The organism is Paraburkholderia sp. SG-MS1 (assembly GCF_012275575.1).
GTDB lineage: Bacteria > Pseudomonadota > Gammaproteobacteria > Burkholderiales > Burkholderiaceae > Paraburkholderia.
Genome location: NZ_NPIH01000085.1, coordinates 19020 through 43140, shown reverse-complemented (window position 1 = coordinate 43140; position 24121 = coordinate 19020). Strand labels below are relative to the sequence as shown.

Genomic DNA, 24121 nt, shown 5'->3' with positions numbered 1-24121 from the left:
GCCGACGATCACGACGTCGTATTCCATCGACTCGCGTGGGCCGTACTGCTCAATGAGACTTGTGTCTGACACGATGTGATGCCTTTTCTTTAGAACTGGTCTTCACTCAGCGCCAGCATGCCTTCGTTGTTCTTCGCGCTGACAATGGATGCCTCGAGCGCGACGGCCTGAGTCAGGATGTGATCGGCAAAGAAGTGAGCGGTGGCGATCTTCGCGTCGTAGAACGACTGATCCTCATCGTGCTTGCGGGCGGTGACTAGCAGCGCACGGGCGAATTGCCAGCCCGCAAGGACGATGCCGGCCAGCTTCAGGTAGGCCACGCCGCCCGCGAATACCGCATTCTGATCGCTTTTGGCATTGGCGAGCATGAACTCCACCACGTTCGCGAGCGCCTCGCGGCCTGTCGTCAGCCGCTTGTGCAGCGACCGGAATGCAGGGTGGGAGGCGAACGACCCGCACTCGCGCAATTCTCCCAGCGTGCGATCGATCTGGGCGAGGAGGGCCTTCGCCACCGCCCCGTCGTCGCGCAAGGTTTTTCGCCCGATCAGATCGTTCGCCTGAATTGCCGTGGTGCCTTCGTAGATCGTCAGGATGCGGGCGTCGCGGTAGTACTGTGCTGCGCCCGTCTCTTCGATGAAGCCCATGCCGCCGTGAACCTGCACGCCCATGCAGGCCACCTCGACGGAGATTTCCGTGCTCCAGCCTTTCACTATCGGCACGAGATATTCGTAGATGGCCTGATGTTCCGCCTGCACGGCCGGGTCCGCGTGGCGGTGCGCGATATCGCTGTGCGCGGCGGCGACGTAGGCGAGGGCGCGCGAGCCCTCGGTCAGCGCGCGCATGGTCGTCAACGTGCGCCGAACATCCGGGTGCTGGATGATCGCGACGGACTGCTTCGCGGAGCCATCCACCGGCCGGCTTTGCACGCGGTCCTTCGCATACTCAACGGCCTTCTGATACGCGCGCTCAGCGACGGCGATACCCTGCACGCCCACACCGAAGCGGGCCGAATTCATCATGATGAACATGTATTCGAGGCCGCGATTCTCCTCGCCGATCAGTTGACCGATTGCGCCACCGTGATCGCCGAACTGCAGTACCGCGGTCGGGCTCGCCTTGATGCCGAGTTTGTGTTCGATCGACACGCAATGCACGTCGTTGCGTTCGCCCAACGAGCCGTCTTCGTTCACGAGAAACTTCGGTACGGCAAAGAGCGAGATGCCCTTGACGCCCTCGGGCGCAGCCGGTGTGCGAGCCAGCACGAGATGGACGATGTTTTTCGCCATGTCGTGCTCGCCCCACGTGATAAAGATCTTCGTGCCGAACACGCGATACGTGCCGTCGCCCTGGGGCTCGGCGCGCGTGCGGACCAGGGCCAGGTCCGAGCCGGCCTGGGGCTCGGTCAGATTCATCGTGCCGGTCCACTCACCAGAGATCAGCTTAGGCAAGTAGGCTTCCTTTTGCGCGTCGGTGCCCGCTGTCAGGAGCGCCTCGATCGCGCCGTCAGTCAACAGCGGGCACAGGGCGAGCGACAGGTTGGCAGCGTTGAGCATCTCGATGCAAGGTGTCGCGAGCAGTTTAGGCAGGCCCTGGCCGCCGTATTCGACGGGATGCATGACGCCTTGCCAGCCGCCTTCGGCAAACTGTTGGAAGGCTTCCTTGAAGCCCGGCGTGGCGAACACTTCGCCGTCGCGCAAGATACTCGGATTTCTGTCGCCTTCGACATTCAACGGCGCAATCACGTCCGCGCTGAACTTCGCCGCTTCGTCGAGCACCGCTTGCGCGGTGTCGGCGGTAGCGTCCTCGAAGCCAGCAAGCGTCGATACGCGATCGAGATGGGCGAGTTCATTGATGACAAACAGCATGTCTTTGACGGGTGCCGTGTAGTTCATGATGGATTTCCAGAAATGCAATCGAAGAAGGAGCGCGGGCAGAGGCGGAGTCGACGTGCCGGCGCGGTAACAGTGAGCCGATCGTAGTCCCGTTTGCACGTAAATCGATTACCTAAATCGGCCCATGTATTGACAAAGTCGGCCAAGACTCGCGAAGCGGCCGGCTCGCCTATGCGCTTACTTCGTAGCGCGAGGCAACGTGTCGGCGCTGCCGTGCGATTGGCGGCAGCAGGCGCTCAGGGATGGCGGCGGTATTCGCCTGGCGTGCTGCCGGTCCAGTGCCGGAAAGCCCGATGAAACGCGGTAGGGTCGTCAAAGCCCACATCCCCCGCAATCGCGGCGATGGCGTCATGCGTACCGGTGAGTCGCTGGATCGCGATGTCGCGCCGCAGTTCGTCCTTCAGCGTCTGGAATGCAGTGTCCTCTGCGGCGAGGCGCCGGCACAACGTGCGCACCGAGCAGTGCAGACTGCGCGCGGCCTCTTCGATGGTCGGCACATCGGGCAAACAGGCGGCGAGGTACTGTCTGACGCGGTGGCTCGTGAGCTGCTCGCTGAAGGAAACGAAAATCCAGTCTTCCGGCGCGCGCGCGAGAAAGTTGCGCAGATTGGTTTTGCGCTGGCGGATGGGCATGTCGAAATACCCAACGCTAAAGCGCATCAGCGTTTGCCCGCGGTCGAAATGGACCGGGCCGGGGAACAGATACAGATGATCCACCATGTGCGGCGGGCAGGAAAACGCAAACTCGACTTGCAGCAGCGGAATCTTCTGACCGATCAGCCACGATGCTATGCCGTGCGCGAGCTTTAACATGAGCTGCTGCCCGAGCATGCTGACGTTCGATGACGGATCGGGATGAAGGGCGACGCTCGCGATCAGGCCGTCCCTGCGCGATTCGAACCTGAAATCGTCGAGGACGATGTGAAAGAACTGCCCGAACCGATGCATGGCAGTTTCCAGATTGGGTGCGTCGAGCAGGCTCAGGCAGAGAAACTTCAGCGTGCCGCTGCGCATCGGACGCGCAAAGATGCCGGGCATTTCATCGTCGAATTCGATGGCGAGCGCACGGTATAGCGTTGAAAACTGTTCCTCCGTGACTCGCGCGCCACGCTCGGTCAGCAGCGCTGGGGAGATGCTCGCCTCGTCCAGATACCTGCCGACCAGGCCTGGCCGTGCCCCCGCCGCGGCAAGGAAGCCGTTGACGAGGGAGATCGGGACGGTGGCGCTGGGCGAATGCATGGCGTTGACGAGGCTCGTTGATGTCGGTGCACCACGTTCGCCATTGTACGGCAGCGTTCGGCGCCGTTTGGCCCTATCGGCAAGCTCACGGGTATCGACAGGGCGGGCGCGCTCGCCCCGATGCGGCGCTAGGCCGTACGAACCTTTGCATAGCGCCCCGGCGCCGCTTCGAGCGGCTTATGAAGGGCGCTGCCCGGTTTCGTGCGCGCCTTCACCGATTCTCCAGCGTGCGGCTTGAGCCACTCGATCCAGTGCGTCCACCAGCTGCCCGGCTGTGTTTCGGCTGATGTGAGCCACGCCTGCGGATCGCCGCTCGAATCACCACCGGCCTTGAAGCTTCGTTTGTTCTTCGATGCAGGATTGACGACCCCGGCGATGTGGCCGCTCGCGCCGAGAACGAACTGGGTCGGCCCGCCGACGAGTCGCGTGGATCGATAGGCCGATTGCCACGGCACGATGTGGTCTTCCTCGGTGGCCAGCACGTAGGTCGGGGCATCGATGTGTCCGAGATCGACTGGCGTGCCGCACACCGTCAAACGCCCTGGTTTGCACAGGTTGTTCTCCAGATACATGTTGCGCAAATACCAGGTGTACATGGGGCCGGGCAGGTTCGTGCTGTCGGCGTTCCAGTACAGCAGGTCGAATGCCATCGGCGACTTGCCCTTCAGGTAGTTGTCGATCACGTAAGGCCAGATCAGATCGTTTGCCCGCAAAGTCTGGAATGTGAACCCGAGTTCCTTGCCCGAGTAGATGCCGCCCCGGCCGATCGCGCTTTCACGCTGAGCGACGCCGGCTTCGTCGATGAATACGCCCAGCTCGCCGGGCTCTTCGAAATCCAGCATGGTCGTGAGCAAAGTGATGCTGGCCAGCTTGTCCTCGCCGCGAGCGCGCGAGATTGCCGCAGCCGACGACAGAATGGTGCCGCCCACACACCACCCCACGGCGTTGACCTGATCGGCGCGGGTGATCGTGCGCGCCACGTCGATGGCCGTCAACGCACCTTGTTCGACATAGTCGTCCCATGTCGTCTGCGCCATGGCGGCATCAGGGTTGCGCCACGACACCATGAACACCGTCATCCCCTGTTCGCAGGCAAAGCGCACGAAGGAATTCTCAGGCTGCAGATCGAGAATGTAGTACTTGTTGATACAGGGCGGAACGATCACCACGGGACGTTTGGCGACCCGGTCCGTGAGGGGCGCGTACTGAATCAGCTGGAACAGATCGTTCTCGAACACGACTGCGCCTTGCGACACCGCCACATTGTGCCCGACCTCGTAAGCGGTCTCGTCTGTGATCGAGATGTTGCCGCGCTGCATATCGTCGAGCAGTTTGGTGAAACCGTGGCGCAAGCTGTCGCCGTTGGATTCGAACGCGAGCTTGAGCGCCTCGGGATTGGTCGCGACGAAATTGGCGGGGCTGAGCGAGTCGATCAACTGCCGCGAGAAGAACACGAGCTTCTGTTTGTCCTTGTCGCTTAGTACAGCAGCGTCGACCACTTCTTCAAGAAGCCGCGCATTGAGCAGGTAGGTCTGCTTGAGCAGGCTGTACCACGCATTGTTGCGCCAGTCTTCGGCAAGAAAGCGGCGGTCGCTGCGCTTAGGGGCGATCACGGGCTCGGTTTGCGCGCCCAGTGTGCTGACCAGTGAGCGGGTCCAGACCGACGTGATCTGTGGCCAGTATGACGAGACCGCATCGAGCAGGGCCATCGGAGCGAGTCGTGTTCCGAGTGGCGCCGGTTTGACGTGCGTGGCATTCTGATCGCGATGGTCGCCATTCGGTTTCATGCTTGCCATGGCGCGCCAGAACAGCGGTCCGGAATCGAGGAATCCCTGCAGATATTCAGTAGGGGCGTTTAACGACATGATTACACCGCCTCGTCTGATTGAACGCCATTGGCAGACGGTTCAGCGCGGGTCGTGCATTCGGCAAGGCGCCGCGAGCGACAGGTGACCATGACGACCGCTTCGCCCTCGATCACCACTTTTCCTCCGACAGTGCACACGGTCGACATCACGACCCGGCGCTGCTCCAACTGCAGTTCTTTCACCGACACCGTCGCATGCACTGTGTCACCAGGCCGAACCGGTGCCTTGAAACGCAGATTCTGGCCGAGGTACAAGGTGCCCGGGCCCGGAAGATGTCCGGCGAGAGCCGCGGAAATCACACCTGCGGTCAGCATCCCATGCGCGATGCACCCTTTAAACGGGGTGGTCCGCGCGAATGCCTCGTCGATGTGAACGGCGTTGTTGTCGCCCGATGCTGCCGCGAAGGATTGGATGTCCGTCTCCGTGATGGTTTTCGCATAGGTCGCGCTCATGCCGGCTTCCAGGTCTTCAATGTCGTAACCACCGATTTCGTTCATCTCTTTCTCTGCTAATCGTTAATGAATGGACTGGCCCTGTCTGTTTCCGAAAATGCTGCCGCCGCGCCGCATCTAACGTGGCCAACCGATCGCAATCGTGTCGTCTCACTGATGGGAGGCGCTATCGACAGCGTTCGCGTCGCGGGGAGTGCTGAAGGCTCCGGCAGGCAAAACTGTTGAGCCGATCGTAGTCCAGACGCAACGTAAATCGACTACCTAAATCAGCCCATCTATTGACAAAGTCGGCCACCCTCTTCGAGGCGGAGGGGATAAACCCTTGTATGGAGCAGCCGGTCGGCTCTGGGATGCATTAAGAGGACACTGACGACAGCCGCGATTGCGGCTTTTGTCGAGAAAGGTAGGAATCCGATTGATATCGGCGTATCGCTCCGGCATGCCCAAAAGTGAAATTCAAATTTCACTTTTGCACCTGGCGTCGCAGCGTGCAAAGAGCATTGTTTCGTTAAATCAATGGTCTGGATTTCCCGCGCTGAGTGGCCCACTCCTTGCAAGGTAGCTGGCCGGGTTGTCAGCGCAGTGCTGCAGCCAGTTCTTTCAAGGGGAAATTCAGCCATGACTAACGACGGAAAAAACCGAACGCAGACGCAATACCTCGCACCTCCGGCAGAGGACCGCAGGACGGAAGCGAACCTGGCGACAGTCGATCGTCCGGCAAGCAGGGCAAACGATGCTCGAACCAACTGGGCGTGGGCAAGCGGCAGTTCGAGCTACGACTGGATGGATTCGCATCACCTCGTCACTGACCTTGCTTAGCGTTGCGGACATGGGCGCGCGGCGTTTAGCCAGCGTCTGTCCGCTGAACCTGCATCATGTGGCATGTCACGGCGACGATCCTCAGCCATTGGCGTGGATTAGTGTTAACGAGCAGTGTCGTCAAATCACAAAAGGATGTCATCAAAAGCGAAATCCGTCACCCCGGATTGCCGTATCTTCGTTCGACTGATCCCTCTTCCGTTGCGTCGACATGTGCCCGATGCGCTGGCGAAACTCGACCAGCGTGACAAATGGAGATTTCCTGCCGACGGTGGTTGAAGATGGAGACTAGCCAACCGTCTTACGAGCGGCGCGGCGTAGCGTAGTCAAAGCAACCCCTGGAGACCGTGCGGTAATCGACCTCTGCGCCGTGGGCGCCGCGGTCTTTCAGCCGCCGCATTTCCCTTAAGTCAATCGAGAAACAAACTGGAGAACGAATCATGGCGAAAGCAGTCCGCTTTCATGAGACCGGTGGCCCTGAAGTCTTGCGTTACGAAGACGTTGAAGTCGGTGAGCCGGGCCCCGGTGAGGTTCGCCTGCGCCATGAGGCGGTCGGCCTGAATTTCGCGGACACCTATTTCCGCTCCGGACTCTATCCGGTTCCGTTGCCGGCCGGCATGGGCGTGGAAGCAGCAGGCGTAGTCGAAGCGGTGGGCAAGGGCGTGACGAACGTCGCGGTAGGTGATCGTGTCACCTACACGGGTTTTATCAACACGCTGGGCGCTTACAGCACGGAGCGCCTTTGTCCGGCCGCGCCGCTGATCAAGCTCCCCGAAGGCATCAGCTGCGCGACCGCGGCAGCCATGACCATGCGCGGCTTGACCTCGGCGTATCTGATGCGGCGCATCTATGACTTCCAACGGGGCGACACCATTCTGCTGCACGCCGCCGCGGGCGGCGTCGGGCTGATCGTCTCGCAATGGGCGAAGCTGTTGGGGCTCACGGTGATCGGCACTGTGTCGAGCGAAGCGAAGGCGGAGGTCGCCCGCGCGCACGGCTGCGCGCACACCATCAACTACAGCCACGAAGACGTCGCCGCGCGCGTGCGCGAGTTGACTGACGGCGTCGGCGTCAATGTGGTTTTTGACAGCGTCGGCAAGGATACATTCGACGCCACGCTGAATTCGGTCAAACGCCGCGGCCTGATCGTTTGCGTCGGCACGGCATCGGGACCGATTCCGGCATTCAATCCGCAGATCCTGGCTATGAAAGGATCGCCGTATCTGACCCGTCCCGCGCTTGCGGACTATATCGCCGACCCGGCTGAAAAAGCGGATCTGGCCGCGGAAATGTTCGGCCACGTCGCGGCCGGGCGCATCAGCATCGAGATCAATCAGCGCTATGCACTCGAGGATGCTGCGCAGGCGCACCGCGATGTCGAATCGCGCAAGACAACGGGCTCATCCGTGTTCGTCATTTAAGGAGAGCGACATGATCGTCGAACAACTCAACAACGCCATCGGCGCCGAACTGGTGGGCGTTAGGCTTGCCGACGCGATCCACGACGATGGCCTGTTCGCCGAGATTCGCGCGAACCTGCTCAAGCATCGCGTCCTGTTCCTCCGCGATCAGGATATCAGCGGCGCTCAGCATGTCGCGTTCGCGCGCCGCTTCGGCGAACTGGAAGATCACCCGGTGGCGGGCAGTGATCCCGAGCATCCGGGCCTCGTGCGAATTTACAAGTCGCCGGACCAGCCTAACGATCGCTACGAAAACGCCTGGCATTCCGACGCCACCTGGCGCGAGGCCCCTCAGTTCGGCGCCGTGCTGCGATGCGTGGAATGTCCGCCCGTTGGCGGCGATACGATGTGGGCGAACATGGTGCTCGCATATGAGCACCTCCCCGCGCACGTCAAGGAACAGATCGCCGATCTGCGCGCACGCCACAGCATCGAGGCGAGCTTTGGTGCTGTGATGCCGATCGAGAAGCGGCACGCCTTGAAAGCACAATTCCCCGATGCGGAACATCCGGTTGTACGCACGCACCCTGAGACGCGTGAAAAAGTGCTGTTCGTCAATGCGTTCACAACGCACATCACGAACTACCATACGCCGGCACGCGTGCGCTTCGGGCAAGACGCCAATCCGGGGGCGGGCGATCTGCTGCGCTATCTCATCAGCCAGGCCTACATCCCCGAGTATCAGGTGCGCTGGCGCTGGAAGCCGAACAGCATCGCGATCTGGGACAACCGCAGTACGCAGCACTATGCGGTGATGGACTACGCGCCGTGCCATCGCAAGATGGAGCGAGCCGGGATTGTTGGCGACCGGCCGTATTAACCTTACGGAATCGACGTCGTGACTCCTGATACGGCACCAACGATACTGACTGTGCCCGGCCTGCGTGATCATGTGGCCGAACACTGGCAAACACTGTTGCAGACGCGCCTTCCCAAAGCGGCTTCAGTGCCGCCGCTCGAATACGACAAGCTCAGTTGCGCGGCGCGCGTCGCGGCACTGGACGAGGCCATCGCGAAGATCGATGGTCCGATCATACTGGTCGCTCACAGCGCCGGCGTAATGATTGCGGTGCACTGGGCGCAGATCCACAGCCGCCCAATCCAGGGCGCGCTGCTGGCTACACCCGCGGACCTGGAAACGCCGATGCCCGCTGGCTATCCGACGCTGGACGTGCTCGAAGATCACGGGTGGTTGCCGATCCCGCGCAAACCGCTGCCGTTCCCGAGCATTGTTGGAGCCAGCCGCGACGATCCGCTTGCGCCGTTCGATCGCGTTGCCACGATGGCCGTGGATTGGGATAGCCGCTTCGTCGACCTTGGCAAAGTGGGGCATCTGAACCCCGCGGCCGGTTATGGCGAGTGGCCGCAGGCGGATAGCCTCATCCGCGAGTTTTTCTGATCTCGACGGGACGCGGAGCAGGGCGAGCCACATGATGTCGAGACGTTGGTCCGGCCGGTGTCCGCTCTGATCTTCTCTGCCCAGCGTGTCTGAATGGCTGGTGCAATTTCGATGCGGTCCGTTCGCAGCAGTCCAGCGCAAAGCTGACCCGCAGCGAGGGGGCACCCTTGTGACGGAATTCGAATTCATTGCTCGATAGTTTTTAAAGTGGAACTTCCTTACCGTCGGATTGGTGCGCTAGTCGAGGCGGGGCTATTTTGTGAGTGCCCGTCCTGCTCGACTATGGCGAAACTGGCGACCGATAGTTCCTTGACCTCGACAGCCGGAGCTTTGCGTTTTCTCGTGGCGAATAGTGACTGTGTCGTCGCATGTCCAACGAAATTCGAGGTAGCCCTATCCTGGGTCTTTAGGCCCGCATTCTCTTTGGAACAATCCTGTCGCGCGTATCTTCGCGTGGCGCTGCTAATGAAGAAGACCATGTCTCGCGATGAGCCCGTCTATCTGTTCGGCCTTGATCGGCGCAGAGATGTAATAGCCCTGACAATCTATATGCTCAATTGTGCTGACCCAAGCGAACTGTGCTTCGGTTTCGATGCCTTCGATGACGACTTGCTTTCCAAGTCTTTGTCCGAGCTGAACGATCGCCTCGACGACGACCTTTGACATGGCATTCTCCAGAATGCCGGACATGAACTTGCGGTCTAACTTCAGCGTGTCCACCCCAAGGCGCGACAGTATCGTAAGCGACCAGCACCCTGCACCGAAATCGTCGATTGCAACGCTGACCCCGGATTTCCTGATGGATTCCACGGCTGAGACGAGTGTGTCAATTGAGCCCGGATCGGTGGTTTCGGTCAGCTCGATTTGCAGTCGTGAGGCCGCAACCGAACGCGCTCCGAGCAGGGCAGAGACTTTGTTCGCCAGTCCGGGCCGGCCAATTTCTCTCGCGGGAAGATTGACGGCCAACGACAGCGTGTCGTATCCGCGAACCGTCCAGTCAGCCAGCGTCTGTGCCGCTTCCTCGACGACGAAGTCCGTGAAGCTCCCAGTTAGAGGGGAATTCTCCACGAGGCCGATAAACGATTCCGGCATAAGAACACCGCGTGACGGATGCCGCCATCGCAGCAGCGATTCGAAACCGGACAAGCGGTTTTCCTGCATCCGTAGCTTGGGCTGATAGACGAAGAAGAACTCTCGTCTGGCCAGCCCGAGTTCCGCTTCGTCGATTGTGCAGGGCTGACGAACATCCGCAGCAATGTGTTCCATGAAGATCTCTCATGCGCGTGTGGGGTGCGTCTCATCGATCAGGCCGACCTACGCGTTGCAGGTCAGTGATGGGCAGGCGTCGACTTCGGAAGAGGTGCTCTTCATGACGCCAGTTTCGTTGGAATCGAGAAATATTCCGTCAGGGTCAGTAATGCAGACGTTTGATCGGCTACTTGCGCCGCTCTCCATGTGAGAGTTCGATATGTGAATCGTATAGGACATGGCGAGGTGATTTGTGAATGATTGAAACGTGGCACCTCTCGATGTCGGGTGAGCTTACCGAAGCCGTTCAATTCACTTTTTGTGACGCCTTGCTTTTGCCGTGCCCTTTATCATCAACTCGATGAGGCATATGCCAGGAGCAGCGAACTCGCGAACGAGTCGCCGAAGGTCGAAACGATCATGGGTTCAAGGTATTCGGTCGACAGATTTGTTGCGGGACTTCTATTCGGTGCATTTATCGCGTGGTTCGCTTCCGTCGCGATGGATCATTGGGTATTGTCTTCTCCCGTCGGGCAGGGGCGCGGCTTACGACTGGTGATAGAAGCTGTCGTATCGGCCTGTTTGGTGCTGCCTCGCCCGTTGTTGCTGAAAACAGTCTTGCGGTCGCGGCGCAGCGTGTTTATCCAGGATGAAGATGTGCGAGCAATGCTGCGGGGGCGCGTCGTCGGCATCCTGAGCGGCGTCTGGGTTGGTGCAACCATTAACGGCTTGCTTTTTAGTGGCTAAAGTTAGTTGATGAAGGAGATAGATTGGCGGACCATTTGCAATGTCAATGGGGATCGTCGTTGCGCGACCGTTTTTTGGCGCGTCGGGACTAGCTTGGTAGTGTGGGTTCTATGAGGCCATTATCCCTGGTCCATATTTGAATTGCTGGAAAATAGGATCGGCCGGTAAGGTTCGACGGCGAATCGAATGGCCACGTCAGTCTGGATTTTGAATTTATATAGAAGGCGCGCGACGTGTCAACGGGATAATCGAAACACACGATGCGCAGGCATCGTGGTATCGGCGGCGACAGCATGCGCTGATCGATCGATATTCGGCGGCAACTGGTCGCCGCGTACGCCGCGCTACTCGATGAACTGGTGGCACTGCCCATTCGCTGACGAAGCGTGCCGGCGTGCATTTTTTCGCATCTGTTCGCTACCGTCTGTGGCGGCGTGCGACATCACCCCCCCCCCCCGTACCCCCCGAATCCAAGTGCGCACATCGGACGTCAATCACTGACATGTCGATGCGATCCGTCGAACTGTGGGGCGGTCCGCTCCTGCCCTTCAAATGCGACGTACCAGGCGTCGAGGACTTTCATAGCGATTGAGCCACCCTTGAACAATCGGTCTCCACCCATCAAGGGGGTTATCTTCCTGTACGACAACAATTATCTTAAAAAAGATGCGGACGAGAGTGGCGGGGGGGAACCCGATCCTTTGAGGATAAGAATTCTCCAAGTTTCTTTTTCGCGTCTGTGTGATTTAGCTATTTATCGTCGTAGTCCGCGCCAATATCGCATCCCTGCGGGTGGGTGCAGCTGTCGGGGGCTGGATTCGCCGATCTGGTGGTTCGAAAGAAGAGGTGAGATATATGAATAGTATGCTGGTGGAAGATAATCCAGCACAAGCTGTTGCTGTCGAAAGCGCCATGCAGAAATCCCGGCGAAAACTAATCAGCAAGATCGACCGCGGAGATAGTGCAGTACGTTATCTCGCGCTGCGCGCTAGCGTTCGCGCATTATTGCGTCGCACGAGTCGCAATCAGAAGATCGAAAATCTCACTGCTATTGGGCCTTACGTTGTTGACACGGCACGGCCCAGCGTCTCACTTCACAGCAAAACGATAGAGTTGGCGACGCGAGAGTCTGACGTCGCAGCGAACATCTTTGCAAATGTCAGGCGTGTGATCTACCGTGACCTTCTGGGAAACTTGCCTCGCGTCGCGAACGTGACGGCACCTTCCGTGCGCTTGATACCCCTATCTATCGCCTTCGGCGAAAGCTATCCCTGTGTGCGGAGAACGGCGGGCGCCTGAGTAGCATCCGTACCCACGGATACAGGCTGGACGAGCCGACGGTTGCGAACTCGAACATGAAACGTTAGTCCATCTTGCGCAGGAAGATCGCGTTCTGCAGAGCCCCAACTAACGCCGGCGACGTGGAGTCGTTCCGGATGAAGTTCCGTCTGACACACGAGGGCAAGGTTACAGGGCATCGGTGGCAACACCCGCGCCTTCTCCCTGAAACACGTGGGCAGTCGATATCGTGGGCGCTGGCCGCGTATCCTGATCTGGATTCCTAATTGGCGTAGGTGTGGCCTGTCGCGCTGGAGAGCGTGCGGCCATTGATGGGTCAATAAATTCAGCTGAACTGACGAAGTGGGTGTCTGGATGAAATAATGCGATTTCGCTTGATGAATAAACCGATCGGATCTCGGCAGTCGGAGTCATGTGCACTGTGAGCTTTCGACGGAACAACCTATGGAAGGTCACCGGGAAATATCAGATTGAAAACGCTGATTTGCAGGAAGCGTCCTTAGGAAGTCCAGTGGAGGTGTAGCAGATCCTTGTGGCGAAAAAATTCAAAAGGCAGACCGTAACCGGATTCGCGAGGCGTTCCGCTCGATGCCGCGGGCACTCGGGCCGACGCAGGCCAGATGCCGCATTGAAGCCCCTTTGAAACGGACTTCTTCTGCCGGTGATGCTCGATCCGAATAGCTTTCGGGAGCCAAAAAGCCTGCCCAGCACACCTGAGCAGGTTCACGAACGAGACGCGCATGCAAACATGTAGAAAGTTACCGGGACGAAGCTTGCCTCACCGCCGCATTCGACCACTCCATCTATTCGCGCTCACTCAGTGCGAGGCCGTGTCACGAACGATTCTTTGCAGGTTCGATGAACGACCGGCACTCACGGCAATCCCAGGAGATTAAGATGGTGAGCGATCAAATGCGATTTTCGCCGAGGCTGCCACAGTGAAGGCATCCGGCGCGGTGAAAATCGTTCTGTCCATTACGGCTTTCTCCAGGTGAGTACGGTCACTGTTCAGCAAATGTTTAATGTAGGCAAAAAATGCGCCCGTAGGCTATAGGGTCTTTACGGGCGGTCGTTGGGGGTTGAGAGAATACTCATGCAAGCATCTTCAGTTAGTACCGGCAGTCAATGGAGCGTGTCGCTGATCCAGACCAAAATGATTCCGCCGCGTCTTCCCCCGGGTTGCGTACATCGGCTTGCGTTGCTCGATCGGCTCAATGAGCGATGCACGCACAGCGTGACCGTTGTGACCGCACCCGCGGGTTTCGGCAAGACGACGTTGCTTGCCGGATGGAGTGAAGCGCTCTCGAAGCAGAAGCATTCCGTTGCATGGCTCAGTCTCGACGGGGAAGACGATGATCCGCAGCAGATCGGTGCCTATCTGGTGGCGGCGCTTGCGCGCGTAGGGGAGGACATCGCGTGGCAAGCGCAACAACTTTTGAATCACGATGCGATGACCCCGATCAAAACGGTCATATCGGTACTTCTGAACGGGATCGCAACTTGTGGCCGCAGCGTGTTCCTCGTGCTGGACGACGTCGACCGTCTGACTGCGAAGCCCGTTCTGGCGATCGTGTCCCGTCTGCTGCGCTATGCACCCGAGAATATGCATATTCTGCTCGGGGCGCGCGGTGAACCTGCGCTGACCCTCGGCCAGCTCAAGGCGCCGGAAAAACTGATGCGTATTCACGTGGACGATCTGCGCTTCTCGATCGACGATGCGCAAGCTTTTTTCAACCGGACAAGTGCCGTGCCGCTCGACCGGGCCAGCGTCGAGCTCTTGAACGACGCGACGGAGGGGTGGGTGGCGGGTTTGCAGTTGGCTTCTCTCGCGCTAAGTCAGGTGGGCGATGCGGCGAGGCTCGCCGATAATCTTGCCGGGGCGAGGTCCGGAATCGATCGCTACCTCAACGACACGGTGCTTGCGCATTTACCGCCGCCTATCCTGAAGTTTTTGCTGTGCACCTCGATCCTTGAGCGGCTGACCCCAGCGGTATGCGATGCCGTCATGGGCGGAGGAAGTGGAAGCGGGTGCAAGCTTGATTGGCTCGAACGCCACAATGTATTCATCCGGCCGCTGGATGTGACGCAAGACTGGTATCGCTATCACGCACTGTTGTCCGATGCGTTGCGACGGCGTCTCGTCCGTCAGACGCCGCACGAAGTGCCTGCCCTGCATCGTCGGGCGTGTCAATGGTTTGCAGGTGCGCGCCTCTGGCCCGAAGCAGTCAGACATGCGTTGGCCGCGGGCGAACTCGAGCAGGCCGCACAGTGGACCGAGAATTGTGCAATGGAGATGCTCGAACGCGGTGATCCCTACACGCCGCTCGGCTGGATCGCCAAACTTCCGGCGGATATCGTCAAGGGGCGTCTGCGTTTGCGCCTCGCGAAAGCGTGGGCGCTCGCGTTCTCATTTCAAACGGCGCCCGCGTCAGGGGAAGTCCGCGCTGTTGTCGACGAATTCAATCGTGTGCATCGCGATGGCAGCAGCGCTATTGAAGAAGCGGCATTAGCCGAGATCAACGCACTCATCGCGTTGATCGCCAGTGTTAACGACGACAGCGAACGTGCGCTCGAATTTGGCAGCGTCGCGCAGACTTCCGTGGCGTCCGCGGCGCCATGGGTAAAGCGTTACGCGCAGACCGCGCAATTTTTTGGCTTGACGTATAGGGGACAGTTTGACCAGATACGTCGCATATGGTCCTTCGCCAAGGACCGGATGGAGCCAGGGCAGAAGCCGAACTACTCGGATATGCTTCGGGACGCGATGTACGGCCATGCGGCATTTGTCCATGGCGAACTTGTCGAAGCACGGCGAATTTTCGAGGCGACACTCGAGCGCGCCGAAAGCACAGTGGGCTACTCGTCAGCGATTGCGACTGGCGTGGCCGGTTGCCTTGCTTCGATCTACTACGAATGCAACGAGCTGTCTCGCGCCCGGAAGATACTCGCCGGCCGCACGACGATTGCATTGGATGCGTCGCCACTGGGTGCGCTGGTGCGCCACACGTTTTCTGCGTCGCGCCTGTTGTGGCGTGACGGCGAAACGGGTTCGGCGCTGGCCATTCTCGAAGACGGTCGACAGGTCGCGCTGACCCGGCGATGGCAACGTCTGAAGCTGGCGTGCGATGCCGAGACAGTAAGATTGTTCCTTGCCGACGGCAATGTGATGCGGGCAAGACAGATCGCCGATGAACTGAGCGCGAGCGTGCCGCCGATGTACGAAGGGCGGCAGGGTTCCGCGATCGAGGCCTGGACAAGCTACTGCATTCTGCAGGCGCGGGTTTTGATGGCTGAGAACGCCGCGGATAAGGCGGTCGTTTTTCTCGAGCGTTCACTTGATACCGTGGCCGCGATGGGCTTGCGTTATCACGAGGTGCTCATTTCCGTGCTGCTTTCCATTGCACTCGAAAATTGCCGAGCCTTCGACAAGGCGCTGACTACATTCCGCCGTGCGCTACGCGTCGGAATGACCAACGGCATGATCAATAGCTTCGTTGATGAAGGGCAACCCATGCATGCGTTGCTGCGGCGGTTTCGCCAGCTCTCGGGAGACGTCTCCCCGGAGGAAGCGCTTTATGCCGACAGATTGCTGGGAGCTTTCGACGATGTCCATAATCGAATTGCTTCGCCTATGCCCGTCAACGCCGTGACCGCTGCGCCGCATACGCTGAGTGCGAGAGAACTCGAAGTACTCAACTTCGTTGCACGTGGCCTGTCGAATAAGGAAATCGGACGATCGTTGCAACTGGCGCCCGAGACCGTCAAGTGGCATCTGAAAAACATTTTCGAAAAGCTCAATGTGAATTCCCGAATCGAAGCCGTACAGAGCGTTCTAGGGCTCGGGTTGGAGAGGGACAGAACCGCCGTATAGCGAGTGGGGCACGCCGCCCGGGGCCTGAAACTGCTGCAGATGCTTGTCCGCATCAGGCCGCTCTTACCGCTTGAACCGAAGTGCATGAGCCCGCTGAGGCGGAGCCTCGGTGGAACCTCGATCAGTACATCGATAGCGGATTGAAACGCGCGTGAAAGACTGGCGAGCGCGCTGATCCAGCAGCGCGGCGCCAGCCCCGTCGAACTGCTGCGCGCCCGCGGGTGTCGGACATTGAAGCCATCAGCGGCGAGACCGTGCTGTCGGATGAACTCTCTCAAACGCGTGGCGTATGAATCTGCGGGGTCGCCGCCGACAGCGGCAGGATGTCCGCACCGCCGCCGCCCGCTTCATCGGGACGCGCTTTCGCTCACCCATTCCTCGATGACTCGCGATCGCTCGACTATCATCGTCAATGGGCGGGTTCACGACCCATGGCGCTGGCGCACAGCAGGAAGAGAAGCAACGTGCGCGACATGGAATGAAAGGAGAATGCGTCAGGGCGGTTCCTCCTGTCGATGGGCACGCTGCCGCTAAACTGATGCCGCATCAGCGATGCGAGCGGCATGGCACAGTCCGGCTTGCGATCCTTCGAGGTACAAATCGTGCTACGCGGCAGGTGCATGTCAGTCCCGTCTCCAGAGAGTTCAGGCCATCCCGCTCGCCGGGCGTTTCGTCTCCGACCGACGCGGCATTCCCAACTGCAGAGGTAATCAGGATGCAAAGATCCGAATCTTCTTCGATAGCACGCGTGCTGACTGTCGTCTTCGCCGCCTTGTCCGGGCTGTATCTGCTCGTCGGTGGCGTCTGGCTGGTGGTGAGCGGTGGCTCGCCGTACTACGTCGTCGCAAGCATCGTCATGCTGGTCACGGCCGTTCTCGTCCAGCGCCGCAAACCGTTTGCGCTGGGTCTCTATGCATTGCTGCTGTTGGGCACCATCGGATGGTCGCTGTGGGAAGTCGGCACCGACTTCTGGGCGCTGACGCCGCGTCTGGGCGTGCTGGTCATCTTCGGTATCTGGCTGCTGTTGCCATTCGTCTATCGCCGCTTCGACGCGCCTGCCAGGACGCCGGCCATGGCTCTCGGCGCCACGTTGATCGTCAGCGTCGTCGTGCTGGTTTATGCGGTCTTCAACGATCCGCAGGAGCTCAACGGCACGCTGAGCAGCGCGTCCGCGTCCGCATCCGCGGCGGCCACGGCCACAACCGCCTCCACCCCGGACGCCGACTGGCCCGCATATGGTCGCACGCAGCACGGCACGCGCTACTCGCCGCTCAAGCAGATCAACGCGGAGAACGTCAAGAATCTGCAGGAGGCGTGGACCTTCCGTACCGGCGACATGAAGCGTTCGACCGACCCGGGCGAAATCACCGATGAAGTCACGCCGATCAAAATAGGTAACCTGCTGTATCTATGCTCGCCGCACCAGATCCTGTTCGCGCTGGACGCCGCGACCGGGCAGGAAAAGTGGCGTTTCGATCCGAAGCTGAAGACCGATCCGAGCTTCCAGCACGTGACGTGTCGCGGGGTGTCGTATCACGACCTGACGGCCGCCGGGGCGGGCGATAACGGCCAGGCGGCTGCCCCGTCGGCGGCGCCCGCGATGTGTGCGCGCCGGATATATCTGCCGGTGAACAACGGTCATCTGTACGCGCTCGATGCGCTGAGCGGCCAGTTGTGCAAAGACTTCGCGACCAACGGCGACCTCGATCTGCAAGCCGGCCAGCCGGTGACGACAGCGGGTCAATACGAGCCGACCTCGCCACCGGTCATTACCGACAAGGTGATCGTGATCGCAGGCGCTGTCGAAGACAATTACTCGACGCGCGAGCCCTCCGGCGTGATTCGCGGTTTCGACGTGACCACGGGCAAGCTGCTGTGGGCATTCGATCCGGGCGCGAAAGAGCCGAACGCGGTGCTCGGCGAAGGTCAGCGTTATTCGATCAATTCACCGAATTCGTGGGCGCCGTCCGTCTACGACGCGAAGCTCGATCTGGTCTACCTGCCGATGGGCGTGACCACGCCGGACATCTGGGGCGGCAATCGCACACCGGAGCAGGAACGTTTCGCAAGCGGTCTGCTCGCGCTCAATGCGACTACCGGCAAACTGGCGTGGTTCTATCAGACCGTCCATCATGATCTCTGGGACATGGACCTGCCGGCCCAGCCGACGCTCGCCGACATCACCGATCAGTCGGGCAATGTCGTGCCGGTCGTCTACGCGCCGGCCAAGACCGGCAACATCTTCGTGCTCGACCGACGCACCGGCAAGCCCGTCGTACCGGCGCCGGAAAGGCCTGTCCCGCAGGGCGCCGCGGCAGGCGATCATGTTTCGCCGACGCAGCCGTTCTCCGAACTGACATTCCGGCCGAGCCGGAAATTGACGGGCGCCGATATGTGGGGCGCCACGATGTTCGATCAACTGGTGTGTCGCGTGATGTTCCAGCATCTGGACTATGACGGCACGTTCACACCGCCATCGGAACGGGGCACGCTGGTGTTTCCTGGCAACCTCGGCATGTTTGAGTGGGGGGGCCTTGCCGTGGATACGGATCGGCAGATCGCGATTGCGAATCCGATCGCACTGCCGTTCGTGTCGAAGCTGATTCCGCGCGGCCCGGGCAACCCGATCGAACCGGACAAGAACGCCAAAGGCGGCAGCGGCACCGAAACCGGCATTCAGCCTCAGTACGGCATTCCGTTCGGCGTCGAGTTGAATCCGTTCTTCGCGCCGACCGGTTTGCCGTGCAAGCAACCGCCGTGGGGTTATGTGTCGGCCATCGATCTGAAGACGAACCAGATCGTCTGGAAGAGGCGTATCGGCACCGTGCGCGACAGTGCGCCGCTGCCGCTGCCGTTCAAGATGGGGATGCCGATGCTGGGCGGCCCGATGACGACGGCGGGCCACGTGTTCTTCATCGGCGCCACCGCCGACAACTACATCCGCGCATTCGATACGGACACCGGCGACATGTTGTGGCAGGCTCGCTTGCCCGCAGGCGGCCAGGCAACGCCGATGACCTATGAAGCGAATGGCAAACAGTATGTCGTGATTGCAGCGGGGGGGCATGGCTCGTTTGGCACGAAGCTGGGTGACTATGTGATGGCTTACGCGCTGCCTTGATTGCGAGGCGCGGGGGGCTTGCGGTATCTGTGCCGGCGATCGGCGCAGAGGCCGTGAAGCATTCGGGGGGGGGGCAGCGCGCAAGGTAGCGAAAAGGCATTGTGCAAGGGGGCGTGTTTGACGCCGGAACGTCCCGCACTGCCCAACTGACTCTGCAATTCCTCTGTCTCGACCGTATCGACAGACACTCGCGCGCGGTATTCCCCGCGACAGCATGCGGCCTCGCGGCGTAAAACTGGGCAATGCCCGCCCCGATGCACACGTTCAACCCGACGATGCCACGCGAGCCGAGCCGGTTTTCGGAATTCCACTGCTTGCGCGTGCCGCATCGTAATTCGCGGCGCCATTCAACACTTCGAGCTTTTGCGAAGTTCCACATTGCCCTCAATACTGTATGAATGTACAGTATCATTCAAGGGGCGGAACGTGAGTTCATGTGGTCCCATCCGGGAAACCTGGGCTGTTACTGATGCGTCGTGGTCGGGCGCGCGCGTACTTCAACACGAAGGAAGATTTCTCCATGCCGGCTTTACCCGGTGACGAACGAAATGCCTGAACAACTATGGTTGCCCGGACTCGAGGCGCCGCCGACGCCAACGGACGGTCTGTTTTTCGCGGTCTTCCCCGACGCCAATACCGCGGCCACTATTTCGAAGTTCGCGCAGCAACTCTGCGCGGGCACGCGCGTACGCAGCAAGCCGCTTGCGGCTAACCGTCTGCACGTGACATTGCTGCATCTCGGGAATTTCGCAGGCGGCTTGCCTCCACATACGGTCGATGCGGCGATGCGGGCCGCCGCGTCGATTCGCATGGCGCCATTCACGGTGGAATTTGACGCGGTCGCGAGCTTTGCGTCGAAACCCCGGCCGGGTCCTCTTGTGTTGACCGGTGGCGGGGGTGTCGCCGGTCTTCATGCGCTTCATGGCGCGCTGAGGCAGGCATTGGGGCATGCTGGTTCTGGGGAGCGCGCGCGTTCGGTCGCCACGTCCTATGTACCGCACGTCACATTGGCGTATGGCATGCCTTGGGCGGCGGAGCGTCCCGTTGCATCCGTGTGCTGGAACGTGCGCGAGTTTGCGTTGATACACAGTCTGCTTGGACGCACGCGCCATGTTGCGCTGGCGCGTTGGCCGCTGATGGCGCCTCAGTCTTGATGTGCGACGGCACGGCGTGAGGACGCGCGCCACCCAAACGGGCGGCGTACGCCGCAAGCGAGTCGCGAACAGGCTGTTCGATTGCCACGAATGGCACGATTTCGGTTACCTTGAAACAACGAGCGGGGCACGGCAGGAGCAGGCGGGAGGCAGCGCAAGCAGCGTCGTGCGTACACGCGGCTCATACGGCGCCCCGTCGCCTCCACGCACAAGCCGTATTCAGTCGGATCTTCCACGGTTGCCGACCTCCATGTGTCTCCCTAATACGCAATATCTGAAAGCCGGCGCGTTTTGTCCGCCAGACGGGCAGAACGGTCGTGCGCTCCCTGATAGAATGCATGGGCCGCAACGTAGTGGATTGCAGATGAAATTGCTTGATGCGCTTGTCGAACAGCGTATTGCCGCCGCCGCCGCGCGTGGCGAATTCGACGACTTGCCGGGCGCGGGTGCGCCGCTGCCCCAGGACGACGATGCGTTGGTCCCGGAAGCGGTGCGCGTCGCCAACCGGATCCTGAAGAACGCGGGCTTCGTGCCGCCCGCTGTCGAGCAGTTGCGCGCGTTGTGCGACCTGCAAACGGAGCTGAATGCCGTGAGCGACCAGGCTACCCGTTGCTGTCTCCAGGCGCGCATGCTGGCGCTCGACATGGCACTCGAATCGCTGCGCGGCGGCCCGCTGGTTTTGCCACGCGACTATTGCCGGCGAATCGCCGAGCGGCTGTCGGAGCGCGTCGGCAACCTCAATACGGCTGACGTGGGTTCGCGGTGAGCGACGCGCTCGGCCACCGCGCCGCCTCAGGGCCACGGCCACAGCCGGCATCCGGCGAATCCCATGAAACGCCGGACGTGCCGGTCGCGCCTAACGCATCCCTATCGGTATGTCCTGACGCGGCCGACATTTCCATAACGTTGGCGGCTGATAGCGGCACGGTAGCGACCGACGCTGGCACACCCGTCGATCCGCCCGCGTCAGGCATTTTCTCCGAACGTGATCGCCGCTTCATGGCGCTCGCTCAGGCCGCCGCCGAAGAAGCGCGTGCGGCCGGCGAAGTGCCGGTCGGCGCCGTGCTCGTGCGCGGCGACGAAGTCATCGCGAGCGGTTTCAATCATCCGATCGGCGCGCACGATCCGTCGGCACACGCGGAAATGGTCGCATTGCGTGCCGCCGCGCAAGCTGTCGAGAACTACCGGCTGCCGGGCTGTGAACTCTACGTCACGCTCGAGCCGTGCCTGATGTGCGCCGGCGCGATCATGCACGCGCGCATCGCCCGCGTCGTGTTCGGTGCGCGCGATCCTAAAACGGGCGCATGCGGCAGCGTCGTCGATGCGTTCGCGAATCCGCAACTGAATCATCACACCACGGTCAGCGGCGGCGTGCTCGAAGCCGAATGCGGCGCGGCGCTCAAGTCGTTCTTCGCCGAGCGGCGCCGCGCGAGCCGCGCAGCGCGCGCGGCGGCACGCGGCGAAGCAGATGCCGAAGCGGCTCCCGAAGCGGACGGCGAACCGGCCCGCACCGAGCCGCACTGAAACAACCACCTCCAGCAGGTCTTGCTCATGAGCGTCCATCGCACTATCGAACTGATCGCACCGTCCGGATATCCGCACGACCCCGAGGTGCTGCATCGCGCGTTGCGTCGTCTGCATGCTCAGGGCCACCGGGTCGACGGTGAAGAGGCGACGAAGCGCCGCTATCAGCGCTTCGCGGGTACCGATGGCGAGCGCGCGGCCGATCTGAACCGGCTCGCCGATCCGTCGCGCAAGCTGCCCGACGTGGTGCTGGCCGTGCGCGGCGGTTACGGCGCGGTGCGCATCCTGCACGGGCTCGACTACGAAGGGCTGCAACGGCGCCTCGCCGGTCAGCCTGTCGCGCTCGTCGGGCATAGCGATTTCACCGCGATCCAGCTCGCGCTGCTAGCGCGCGCCGGCTTGAAAACGTTCGGCGGCCCGATGCTGATGAGCGATTTCGGCGCGGAGGATCTCAGCGAATTCACGATGCAGCACTTCTGGTCCGCCGTGTCGCAGCCGACCATGACGGTGACGGGCAACACGCCGCAGGCGCAGCCGGTCGACGTATCAGGCATGCTGTGGGGCGGCAATCTGGCGGTGTTGACGTCACTGATCGGCACACCGTATATGCCCCCGGTGCAGGGCGGCATCCTGTTCATCGAGGACGTCAACGAGCAGCCGTTCCGGGTCGAACGGATGATTTATCAACTGCATCTGGCCGGCATCCTCGCGCAGCAGCAGGCGCTCGTGTTCGGCGACTTCTCAGGCAGCAAAGCGTACGACTACGACAATGGCTATGACCTGAACGCGACGATCGAGCAGGTGAGGTCGTTGATCGGCATTCCGGTCGTCACGGGGCTGCGGTTCGGGCATGTCCGCAACATGCTGACGTTGCCGGTGGGCGCGGACGCGCATCTCGTCGCCGATGCGCGTGGGTTCGAGCTCAGCCTGTCCGGCTATCCGTGTCTGGGCTGAACTGACGGTTGGACGGAACTGGAGCGAAGCGGGCGCTGGCCCGCTTTCTTTTTGAGTTATGAACGCAACTAACCGTCATTTATTCAGGGCGTCTGTTTGCGGGTAAGTCTCACAGAGAGGCTCCGCATCTTGTTGACAAAATGCGCACTCAACAGACAGCCGTCACGCCATCTAATTAAACTCATCTCGAAGCCGCTCCTCACAACGCCGTGTGCGGCGTGACTGCCCGCTCGACGTCGCGCCGAAAATTGTCAGAATTCGAGACAAAAATTGTTGACAATCATTATGGTCATCCTATGATCACCTTCATACCGACACGCAAATCATGTCCGACACAGACACCGCCGCGAACAGTTCGAAGCCCGAAGCGATTGCAGAGCGCATCCGCGCGGCGATCCTCGAACATCGGCTCGCACCCGGCGCCAAGCTGACCGAAGCACAGTTGTGCGAAGTATTTGGTGTGAAGCGCGGTCCGATCCGCCAGGCGCTCGCGCAACTGGCGACCGACCACCTCGTCGATCTAGAGCCGAATCGCGGTGCGTTCGTCGCCAGTCCGTCGCTGCAGGACGTGCACGAGGTGTTCGAAATGCGGCGCATCATCGAACTCGCTGTGGTCGAAAAGATTTGCAGCGGTCACGGCATGCGGCGATTGAAGAGCATCGGCAGCATGATCGGCCGTGAGCGCAGAGCGTTCGAAACACGTGATTTTCCCGCATGGATTCGCCTGTCGGGCGAGTTTCATACCGAGTTGGCGGGGCTCACCGGCAACGCCGTGCTGTGCGATTGTCTGAATGGGCTGGTCGCGCGCTCGACGCTGATTTCCGCGCTGTACGAGTCGCTTGGGCGCAGCCCTTGTTCGTTCGAAGACCATGAAGCCATTCTCGCCGCGCTCGACGCCGGCGATGCGAAAGAGGCGGCCGCGTTGATGTCGCGCCATCTGCAAAGCGTCGAGTTGAAAATGCTGGATCGCCCCGCACGTGGCGCGGCGGATTTGCATGAAGTGTTCGGTGCGCTGGGCTCGGCATCGAAAGAGGCGTCCAAAGCCGGATCGACTCCAGACTGAGACACGTAGCAA

General features: G+C 60.8%; 18 protein-coding genes. 12 read left to right on the top strand and 6 right to left on the bottom strand.

Annotated elements, in window-relative coordinates:
- Positions 1 to 89: 89 nt before the first annotated feature.
- The 4 genes from CIC12_RS05820 to CIC12_RS05805 all read right to left on the bottom strand — a co-directional run bounded on the left by CIC12_RS05820 (position 90) and on the right by CIC12_RS05805 (position 5495).
- A complete protein-coding gene (locus CIC12_RS05820) occupies positions 90 to 1892 on the bottom strand; it encodes an acyl-CoA dehydrogenase (RefSeq protein WP_168663028.1) in 1803 nt (600 codons plus the stop codon).
- A 236-nt stretch (positions 1893 to 2128) separates the two neighbouring features.
- Positions 2129 to 3130 carry an AraC family transcriptional regulator gene (locus tag CIC12_RS05815; protein ID WP_168663026.1) on the bottom strand — a complete coding sequence of 334 codons (1002 nt, stop codon included), beginning with the start codon at positions 3128 to 3130 and terminating at the stop codon, positions 2129 to 2131.
- 128 nt (positions 3131 to 3258) lie between these two features.
- A complete protein-coding gene (locus CIC12_RS05810; protein ID WP_168663024.1) occupies positions 3259 to 4995 on the bottom strand; it encodes a PHA/PHB synthase family protein in 1737 nt (578 codons plus the stop codon).
- Positions 4996 to 4997: 2 nt separating this feature from the next.
- Positions 4998 to 5495, bottom strand: coding sequence for a MaoC family dehydratase (locus CIC12_RS05805; RefSeq protein WP_168663022.1), 498 nt, complete (start codon positions 5493 to 5495; stop codon positions 4998 to 5000).
- A gap of 1214 nt (positions 5496 to 6709) precedes the next feature.
- On the opposite strand from CIC12_RS05805, the gene CIC12_RS05800 reads away from it, so the two are divergent.
- From CIC12_RS05800 to CIC12_RS05790, 3 genes are read left to right on the top strand one after another with little or no spacing between them, the layout of a single operon-like run.
- A complete protein-coding gene (locus CIC12_RS05800) occupies positions 6710 to 7690 on the top strand; it encodes a quinone oxidoreductase family protein (RefSeq protein ID WP_168663020.1) in 981 nt (326 codons plus the stop codon).
- 10 nt (positions 7691 to 7700) lie between these two features.
- A complete protein-coding gene (locus tag CIC12_RS05795; RefSeq protein ID WP_168663018.1) occupies positions 7701 to 8549 on the top strand; it encodes a TauD/TfdA dioxygenase family protein in 849 nt (282 codons plus the stop codon).
- 18 nt (positions 8550 to 8567) lie between these two features.
- Complete coding sequence (locus tag CIC12_RS05790; protein ID WP_446727988.1) at positions 8568 to 9128, top strand: RBBP9/YdeN family alpha/beta hydrolase; 561 nt, start codon at positions 8568 to 8570, stop codon at positions 9126 to 9128.
- Between the two features lie 462 nt (positions 9129 to 9590).
- Here CIC12_RS05790 and CIC12_RS05785 read toward each other — a convergent pair whose 3' ends face one another.
- Complete coding sequence (locus CIC12_RS05785; protein WP_168663016.1) at positions 9591 to 10394, bottom strand: EAL domain-containing protein; 804 nt, start codon at positions 10392 to 10394, stop codon at positions 9591 to 9593.
- A gap of 270 nt (positions 10395 to 10664) precedes the next feature.
- On the opposite strand from CIC12_RS05785, the gene CIC12_RS05780 reads away from it, so the two are divergent.
- The 3 genes from CIC12_RS05780 (at position 10665) to CIC12_RS05770 (ending at position 16293) form a co-directional block, all read left to right on the top strand.
- Positions 10665 to 11123 carry a hypothetical protein gene (locus tag CIC12_RS05780; RefSeq protein ID WP_168663014.1) on the top strand — a complete coding sequence of 153 codons (459 nt, stop codon included), beginning with the start codon at positions 10665 to 10667 and terminating at the stop codon, positions 11121 to 11123.
- Between the two features lie 855 nt (positions 11124 to 11978).
- Complete coding sequence (locus tag CIC12_RS05775) at positions 11979 to 12422, top strand: response regulator transcription factor (protein WP_168663012.1); 444 nt, start codon at positions 11979 to 11981, stop codon at positions 12420 to 12422.
- 1093 nt (positions 12423 to 13515) lie between these two features.
- Entirely contained in the window at positions 13516 to 16293 is a 2778-nt protein-coding gene (locus tag CIC12_RS05770) for a LuxR C-terminal-related transcriptional regulator (protein ID WP_168663010.1), read from the top strand.
- Between the two features lie 409 nt (positions 16294 to 16702).
- Here the strand turns inward: CIC12_RS05770 and CIC12_RS05765 are convergent, their stop codons facing one another.
- Positions 16703 to 16858, bottom strand: coding sequence for a hypothetical protein (locus tag CIC12_RS05765; protein WP_238812391.1), 156 nt, complete (start codon positions 16856 to 16858; stop codon positions 16703 to 16705).
- A gap of 150 nt (positions 16859 to 17008) precedes the next feature.
- On the opposite strand from CIC12_RS05765, the gene CIC12_RS05760 reads away from it, so the two are divergent.
- From CIC12_RS05760 to CIC12_RS05735, 6 genes are all read left to right on the top strand, one after another.
- Entirely contained in the window at positions 17009 to 19414 is a 2406-nt protein-coding gene (locus CIC12_RS05760; protein WP_168663006.1) for a glucose/quinate/shikimate family membrane-bound PQQ-dependent dehydrogenase, read from the top strand.
- A 548-nt stretch (positions 19415 to 19962) separates the two neighbouring features.
- Complete coding sequence (locus tag CIC12_RS05755; protein WP_168663004.1) at positions 19963 to 20568, top strand: 2'-5' RNA ligase family protein; 606 nt, start codon at positions 19963 to 19965, stop codon at positions 20566 to 20568.
- Between the two features lie 364 nt (positions 20569 to 20932).
- Entirely contained in the window at positions 20933 to 21334 is a 402-nt protein-coding gene (locus CIC12_RS05750) for a DnaJ family domain-containing protein (protein WP_168663002.1), read from the top strand.
- A 206-nt stretch (positions 21335 to 21540) separates the two neighbouring features.
- A complete protein-coding gene (gene tadA, locus CIC12_RS05745) occupies positions 21541 to 22092 on the top strand; it encodes a tRNA adenosine(34) deaminase TadA (RefSeq protein ID WP_168663030.1) in 552 nt (183 codons plus the stop codon).
- Between the two features lie 27 nt (positions 22093 to 22119).
- Positions 22120 to 23046 (top strand): muramoyltetrapeptide carboxypeptidase, encoded by a 927-nt coding sequence (gene ldcA / locus CIC12_RS05740; protein WP_168663000.1) that lies wholly within the window; start codon positions 22120 to 22122, stop codon positions 23044 to 23046.
- 325 nt (positions 23047 to 23371) lie between these two features.
- Positions 23372 to 24109, top strand: a complete 738-nt coding sequence (locus tag CIC12_RS05735) for a GntR family transcriptional regulator (RefSeq protein ID WP_168662998.1) — start codon at positions 23372 to 23374, stop codon at positions 24107 to 24109.
- The last annotated feature ends 12 nt before the right edge of the window (positions 24110 to 24121 follow it).